Here is a 6918-nt window from a genome sequence, read left to right as displayed (position 1 = left end):
AATAGCTATAATATTGTTTAGTGTACTATATATTCGAACTGTAAATATTAACCACCACAAGGAAGTGTTGAATGTCAACCATTCTTGAAGTCCGTAACCTTTTTAAAGTGTTCGGCGAAGAGCCGGACAAGGCCTTCCCTTTGCTGGAAAAAGGCTTAGACAAAGATCAGATCTTTGACGCCACCGGACTGACCGTCGGCGTGAAAGATGTTTCGCTCTCTATCAATCAGGGAGAAATCTTCGTCATCATGGGTTTGTCCGGTTCGGGGAAGTCCACATTAGTCCGTCTGCTCAATCGACTGATCGAACCAACCCGTGGCGACGTGATCCTCAAAGACAAAGACATAGCGCACATCTCACCAGAAGAATTGCGTGAAGTGCGACGCAAACAGATCTCGATGGTTTTTCAGAACTTCGCTCTGATGCCGCATATGACTGTGATCGAAAATGCCGCCTTTGGCCTAGAGCTTGCGGGGATAAGTCCAGAGCAGCGCCATAAAGCGGCTCGCGAAGCGTTAGCCGCGGTTGGATTGGAACCTTACTGTGAGTCCTATCCGGATGAACTGTCCGGAGGGATGAAACAACGTGTCGGCCTGGCACGAGCCCTTGCCTGTGACCCGGATATCCTGTTAATGGACGAGGCTTTTTCGGCACTAGACCCACTGATTCGTACAGAGATGCAGGACGAATTGTTGAGACTGCAGAATGAAGACCAACGCACCGTTGTGTTTATTTCGCACGATCTGGATGAAGCCATGCGTATTGGCGATCGTATCGCCATCATGCAAGACGGCGTCGTGGTTCAGATCGGTACCCCGGATGAAATCCTGCACCATCCGGCCAACGACTATGTTCGCTCGTTTTTCCGTGGCGTCAACGTGGCCAGCGTGCTCAGCGCCCGGGACATTGCACGCAAAAACCCGGCGGCCGTGATCAAGAAATCAGAGATGGACGGCCCGGCGTCTGCCATGCAACTGCTGATGGATCACGACCGTGAATATGGCGTTGTGGTCGACCGCTCTAATAAATACGTTGGTCTGGTGTCGCTGGAATCGCTGAAATCCGCCGCCGACGCACGCGCGTCCCTGACGTCTGCGGTGTTGGGAGATACCACTTCTTTATTGCCAGACGCCAGCGTCAGCGAGTTAATCAGCCAGGTGGCCGACCTTCCTTACGCCGTACCGGTGGTCGATACAGAAGCAAACTATTACGGCGTTATCAGCAAATCACGCCTTCTACAAACGTTGGACAGGGAGTAAATCATGACCACGGAAACCACACCTTCAGATCCTTGGAGCCAGACGACTGAGCCTGCGAGCGATCCCTGGTCCAGCGACAGCAGTCAGGCAACCAACAGTGACTGGCTTAATGCCGCACCGGCAGATCAGCCGGACTTTGACTGGATGCACCCCTTCGACCACTCAGTGATCCCTTTCGATAACTGGGTCGAAACCGGACTTAACTGGCTGGTCACCCATGGACGCCCAGTGTTCCAGGCTATCCGCGCCCCTGTTGACGTCATTTTGAGTTCATTCGAAACCGTTCTGACCTCAACACCTGCGCCCGTAATGCTGGTCATCCTGTTCTTATTGGCTTGGCAGTTTTCTGGTATCCGCATGGGCATCTCAACACTGTTTTCACTGATCATCATCGGTTTAATTGGTGCTTGGAGCGAAGCCATGACAACGCTCGCGCTGGTTCTGACGTCTGTATTTTTCTGTCTTCTGATCGGGCTGCCGATGGGGATATGGCTGGCCCGAAGCCAAACCGCGGCCAAAATCGTACGACCCATTCTCGATGCGATGCAAACCACCCCCGCATTCGTTTATCTGGTTCCCATCGTCATGCTGTTTGGTATTGGTAATGTGCCCGGCGTGGTGGTTACCATCATTTTCGCCCTGCCACCAATTGTGCGACTGACCATTCTGGGCATCCAACAAGTGCCTGATGAGCTTATTGAGGCAGGCCATTCGTTTGGGGCGAGCCCGAAACAGATGCTGTACCGGATTCAGCTGCCGCTGGCCATGCCGACCATCATGGCGGGGGTCAACCAGACTCTGATGTTGTCACTGTCGATGGTGGTGATCGCCTCAATGATTGCCGTGGGTGGTCTGGGTCAGATGGTACTGCGCGGTATCGGCCGTCTGGATATGGGCATGGCCGCGGTCGGTGGTCTTGGCATCGTGATTCTTGCCATCTTGCTTGACCGAATTACTCAGTCGCTGGGCCAGAAGTCCCGCGACAGTAAAGTGCGTTGGTTCCACTCAGGACCCGTCGCACTGATTCTACGACTGAAACCTGATTCTACGTCGAAACTTAATCACATAGGAGAAAAGTAATGAACCTGTCATGGATGAAACTTGCTCTTGGTGCCCTGCTCGTCAGTGGTGCTCTGTCAACTCAGGCATGGGCAGAACAACTACCGGGAGAAGGCATTACCGTACAACCTGTCCAGTCTACAGTGGCAGAAGAAACATTCCAGACTCTGATCGTCAACAAGGCGATGGAAGCACTCGGTTATGATGTTCAGCCGACCAAAGAAGTAGATTACAACGTCGGCTATACCTCGATCGCTGAAGGCGATGCCACCTACCTGACCGTTGGCTGGTTCCCGCTACACGCAGACAAATATGAAATGGCGGGTGGTGACGCGAAGTTTTACCGCAAAGGCCAGTATGTCTCTGGCGCAGCACAGGGCTACCTGATCGACAAAAAAACCGCCGAAAAGTACGGCATTACGAACATCGGACAGCTGAAAGATCCGAAAGTAGCCAAACTGTTTGATGCCAATGGCGACGGCAAAGCCGATCTCACCGGTTGTAACCCGGGCTGGGGTTGTGAGGGGGTCATTGAGCACCAACTGGATGCGTTTAAACTGCGTGATACAGTCAGTCACAACCAAGGCAACTACGCGGCGATCATCGCCGATACCATTTCCCGTTATAAAAAAGGGGACCCTATTCTGTATTACACTTGGACACCGTACTGGGTGAGTGGTGTGCTGGTACCAGGGAAAGACGTAGTTTGGCTGGAAGTACCGTTTTCCTCTCTGCCGGGTGAACGTAAAGACGTTGATACCACCTTATCAAACGGCAAAAACTACGGTTTTGAGATGAACTCGATGCGTATCGTTGCCAACAAAGCTTTTGCGGAAGAAAACCCGGCGGCAGCCAAGCTGTTTGAAATCATCAAGGTCAACATCAACGATGTGAGTGCCGAAAACATGATGATGAGTAAAGGTCAGAACTCGCAAAAAGACATTGAAGCTCACGCGGACAACTGGATCAAAGCCCATCAACAGCAGTTCAACGCCTGGATTGATGAAGCGAAAAAAGCCGCAATGTAACCGCGACTAACGTATACGCACCAGCGTGTATCTTATGCAGGCTCGCCAGCGAGCCTGCTGTTTCCATTCAACCTGACAGGGAGTCCATCTTGGATAAGCACGAAGAAGTTTTAGTGGCAATCCGGCAGATCATCCGCGCTGTCGACTTGCATTCCAGACAACTGAATAAGGATCTTGGCCTGACCAGCCCACAGTTGATTCTGATGCGCTCTATACGCGACTCCGGTAATGTCACTATCAAACAGTTATCGATCTCGACCAACATGAGTCAGGCAACGGCCACCAGCATCATCGATCGCCTGGAAAAGCGAGGCCTGGTCAGACGTCAACGCAGTGAGAAAGACCGCCGCATTGTGCACACCATTCTGACCGAAAAAGGCGACCATGTGTTGGAAACCGCACCTCTTCCGATTCAAGATAATTTTATCGAGCGTTACCAGAAGCTGGATATTTGGGAGCAATCGCTGCTGCTGTCTGCCGTGCAACGCATCTCTTGCATGATGAACGCCAAAGACATTGACGTCGCGCCATTACTGAGTGTGGAGGAGTCCAAACACGACTAGCCGGTAGTGCAGTAATCATGCGCACTACCAGCTCCAGCCTATTGTTTTTCCTACCAGTTCGTATACCTTATTTAACGAAGCATCACCGCCATGATGAGCACCTTAGTATCAGGTTGTCTGCCGTGCTGCGTATACCTGATCCCAGATGAATACCAAAAACAAGGGCCTCCAGAGTGAGCGAATTTCAAGATTTATCCTTTCAAATAGAACAACTGTCCAAAACCGATCAGGAGCAACAACCTCAGGTACTGAATGAGCAGATAGAAGAAGGCCTCGAAGCCGGCTCCGTCGCTCTTGTCCTCGAAGCGTTTCCCATTGATGATCGTGTACGTCTGTGGCGTGGGCTCCCCCTCGAGATGCACATTGATGTCCTGACCGAGATGCGTGCCGACGTGCGCCTTTCGATCATCCAGTCACTCTCTGAAGTTGAACTGAAAATTACCTTGGCCAAACTGGACAACCTATCGCTGATTGAATGGGCCGACTCTCTGCCTGAAGCCATCATTAATGACGCCATCGAGCTGATGGAAAAAGATGAGCTTGAACTGTTCGATCAGGCCAATGAATACGAAGATGACCAATTGGGCCGCTGGGCTGAACGGAAAGTAATTGCGCTCCCGTTTAATATTTCAGTCGCCAAAGCGCGTGAACTGATGGAGCGCTACAGTTACGAATCGCCGGATCACCTTTACTTGATCAACAAGAAGAAACAGATGCGCGGCATGGTGCGCTATTTGGATTTACTGCGCAGTGAACCAACGGAGCGTCTGAAAAATCTGGCAATAGAACCCATGACGACCTTAAATGCCAGAACGCAGTTGCCCGAGTCCATAGAAGCCCTGGAACACAGCTCTTTGCCCGCTCTGCCCGTCGTAGACGACGAACAAATTCTGATCGGTGAAGTGAACTGGCAGTTTGCGCTGAGCACGCAGCGTGAAATTTACGAGACCCGTTTGATGGCGGGTACCGGTATGGATGAAGGCGACGATTTGTTCGCTCCCGTGTTGAAAAGTTCGCAAAAGCGCGGTGTCTGGCTCGGTATCAATCTACTGACGGCCATCCTGGCGTCCATCACCATCGGCTTATTCGAAGATGTGATTGCTCAAGTTGTGGCGCTGGCGGTGTTGATGCCCATCGTGGCATCAATGGGCGGCATCGCAGGCAGCCAGACTCTTACTTTGATGGTGCGGGCAATGGCGTTAAATCAGATCACCCCTGGTAACCGGATGGCGCTACTGAAAAACGAATTAGGCATTGGTTCTCTTAACGGTTTGGCCTGGGCGGCGATCATCGGCATTCTCGCTGCGCTGTGGTTTCAGGAGCCAATTATCGGAGCCACGATTGCGCTGGCTATCGTGGTGAATATCATCACCGCAGCACTGTTTGGTGTCTTGATCCCGATCGCACTCGATAAGTTAAAACTCGACCCGGCCCTCGCCGGTTCGGTCATCCTGACGACCGTCACGGATGTGGTTGGCTTTTTTGCTTTCCTCGGTACGGCCAGCCTGGTGATGCTATAGTCAGTAATCAAGCGGTCTGGAGGCCGCTTTGTTTAAGCTGAACGCGAATAAAATGACAACTGTCATTAGCAAATATGTAAACATTTGCACATTGCATTTTCAATTTGCAATTTCAAACACTTATTTAGCCCCAAAACCCCTGACAAAGCCCTAATTTTGGTTGCTATAAAACTTGGCACATATACTGCATTAATAAATCTGACCCTTGTAAGCCGAGGGTCATCTAGCCAACTGACGTTGTTAGTGAACTCCGATTGTTCGCATCATACATAAGCCAATTGCCCTTCTTGCAATTGGCTCTTTTTTTATCTGTGAGAAAACTCAGGTTTCTACCCAATTCCATTTCGCTCTCGCAAAGATGTTTGAGTAAGCTTAACTCAACGTTCATCACCCTATATAACCTCTCGGCCAGCTGCCATTATGTCTGTCAATTATCATACTCGTTTACTTCCAGTGGTACGCCATTTAGAAACGCATTTCAATGAACCTCTTAATCTCGATAAGGTGGCCGCTTTGGCGTGTCTCTCACCCTATCACTTCCATCGCATCTTTAAAGCGGTCATGGGCGAAACACTCAATGAGTATTTACGACGCCTGAGGCTGGAAGCCATCGCGAGTACGCTCTTCTATCAAAAGCCCAGTGTGACAGCCATCGCCCTGGAATACGGTTTTTCCAGTTCTCAGAGTCTGGCCAAAGCATTCCGGCAGCACTTTGGGTTGACACCCAGCCAGGTGCGAGACTGTGTCGACTTAGCCTCGTTTGCCCAGTTATTGCAACACAGCAAGATCGGACACACGTTGCGCAAGAATGGACACGCCGGTGACATCGAGGCTCCCTACACTACAGATGAACCGCTAACAAGGAGCATCATTATGGACACTATGTCACTCGCCCCCGGCCATCTGGCTTACATTCGCGTTACTGGCCCGTATGGGGAAAACTATCAACCTGCCTGTGAGAAGTTATTTGGTTGGGCAGGTCCGAGAGGATTGGCTGGTAATACCTGTATTTTCGTTTATCACGACAACCCAGAAATCACTGCGGCCGAAAAATGTCGTACGGACATCTGCCTGGTCCTGGACGAGCCGGTTGAAACCGCTCAGGGTATCGAGCTCAAATCGTTTGACGGAGGAGAGTACGCTTTTATTCGCAAAACCATTACAGACCACAGTCAATACGCCCCGGCCTGGGACGAGTTAATGGGGCAGTTGGTTAAAAGTGGGCTCGATTCCGACGACAGACCCTGCTTCGAGCTATATCACTCGTGCGACGACAACACAAACGTTTGTGATGTCAGCTTCTGCACCGCGATTAAAGCCTGAGTACCATCTGGGCGGTTGGTTTATCACCGCCCAAAACAAACAACCACGTTACAATTCGGTAAAAGCCGCTCAAAAGCATAGAAAAACGAGCGAAAAAATCAAAAATCAAATCATACCCCGTATTTACACAACAAATCACGCTCACATTTCATACATCCCGTATTCC

6 protein-coding genes are annotated in these 6918 nt (G+C 50.8%); all 6 read left to right on the top strand.

The genetic code is table 11. From position 1 onward, the window contains the following. The first annotated feature begins 71 nt into the window (after positions 1-71). The 6 genes from proV to CAG65_RS10790 all read left to right on the top strand — a co-directional run bounded on the left by proV (position 72) and on the right by CAG65_RS10790 (position 6752). On the top strand, positions 72-1259 hold the full coding sequence (gene proV / locus CAG65_RS10815; protein WP_161453628.1) for a glycine betaine/L-proline ABC transporter ATP-binding protein ProV: 1188 nt from the start codon (positions 72-74) through the stop codon (positions 1257-1259). A 3-nt stretch (positions 1260-1262) separates the two neighbouring features. Then, entirely contained in the window at positions 1263-2339 is a 1077-nt protein-coding gene (proW, locus tag CAG65_RS10810; RefSeq protein ID WP_021704880.1) for a glycine betaine/L-proline ABC transporter permease ProW, read from the top strand. Next, positions 2339-3346 carry a glycine betaine/L-proline ABC transporter substrate-binding protein ProX gene (gene proX, locus CAG65_RS10805; protein ID WP_161453627.1) on the top strand — a complete coding sequence of 336 codons (1008 nt, stop codon included), beginning with the start codon at positions 2339-2341 and terminating at the stop codon, positions 3344-3346. The genes proW and proX overlap by 1 nt, the downstream gene beginning before the upstream one ends. An 89-nt stretch (positions 3347-3435) precedes the next feature. Then, complete coding sequence (locus tag CAG65_RS10800) at positions 3436-3909, top strand: MarR family winged helix-turn-helix transcriptional regulator (RefSeq protein ID WP_021704882.1); 474 nt, start codon at positions 3436-3438, stop codon at positions 3907-3909. A gap of 173 nt (positions 3910-4082) precedes the next feature. Next, the gene (locus CAG65_RS10795) at positions 4083-5429 is read left to right on the top strand and encodes a magnesium transporter (protein WP_161453626.1); all 1347 of its coding nucleotides are present in this window, start codon (positions 4083-4085) and stop codon (positions 5427-5429) included. Between the two features lie 420 nt (positions 5430-5849). Continuing rightward, positions 5850-6752, top strand: coding sequence for an AraC family transcriptional regulator (locus CAG65_RS10790; RefSeq protein ID WP_021704884.1), 903 nt, complete (start codon positions 5850-5852; stop codon positions 6750-6752). Positions 6753-6918 lie beyond the last annotated feature (166 nt).

It is taken from the genome of Vibrio sp. V39_P1S14PM300, assembly GCF_009904765.1.
In the GTDB taxonomy this organism is placed as follows: Bacteria; Pseudomonadota; Gammaproteobacteria; order Enterobacterales; family Vibrionaceae; genus Vibrio; species Vibrio proteolyticus.
This window is presented reverse-complemented; position numbering and strand designations above follow the sequence as displayed.

What these genes read in the sequence shown, in the direction of transcription:
- proW (WP_021704880.1), top strand. Translation starts at nt 1,263, where the DNA reads ATGACCACGGAAACCACACCTTCAGATCCTTGGAGCCAGACGACTGAG.
- proX (WP_161453627.1), top strand. Translation starts at nt 2,339, where the DNA reads ATGAACCTGTCATGGATGAAACTTGCTCTTGGTGCCCTGCTCGTCAGT.
- CAG65_RS10790 (WP_021704884.1), top strand. Translation starts at nt 5,850, where the DNA reads ATGTCTGTCAATTATCATACTCGTTTACTTCCAGTGGTACGCCATTTA.
- proV (WP_161453628.1), top strand. Translation starts at nt 72, where the DNA reads ATGTCAACCATTCTTGAAGTCCGTAACCTTTTTAAAGTGTTCGGCGAA.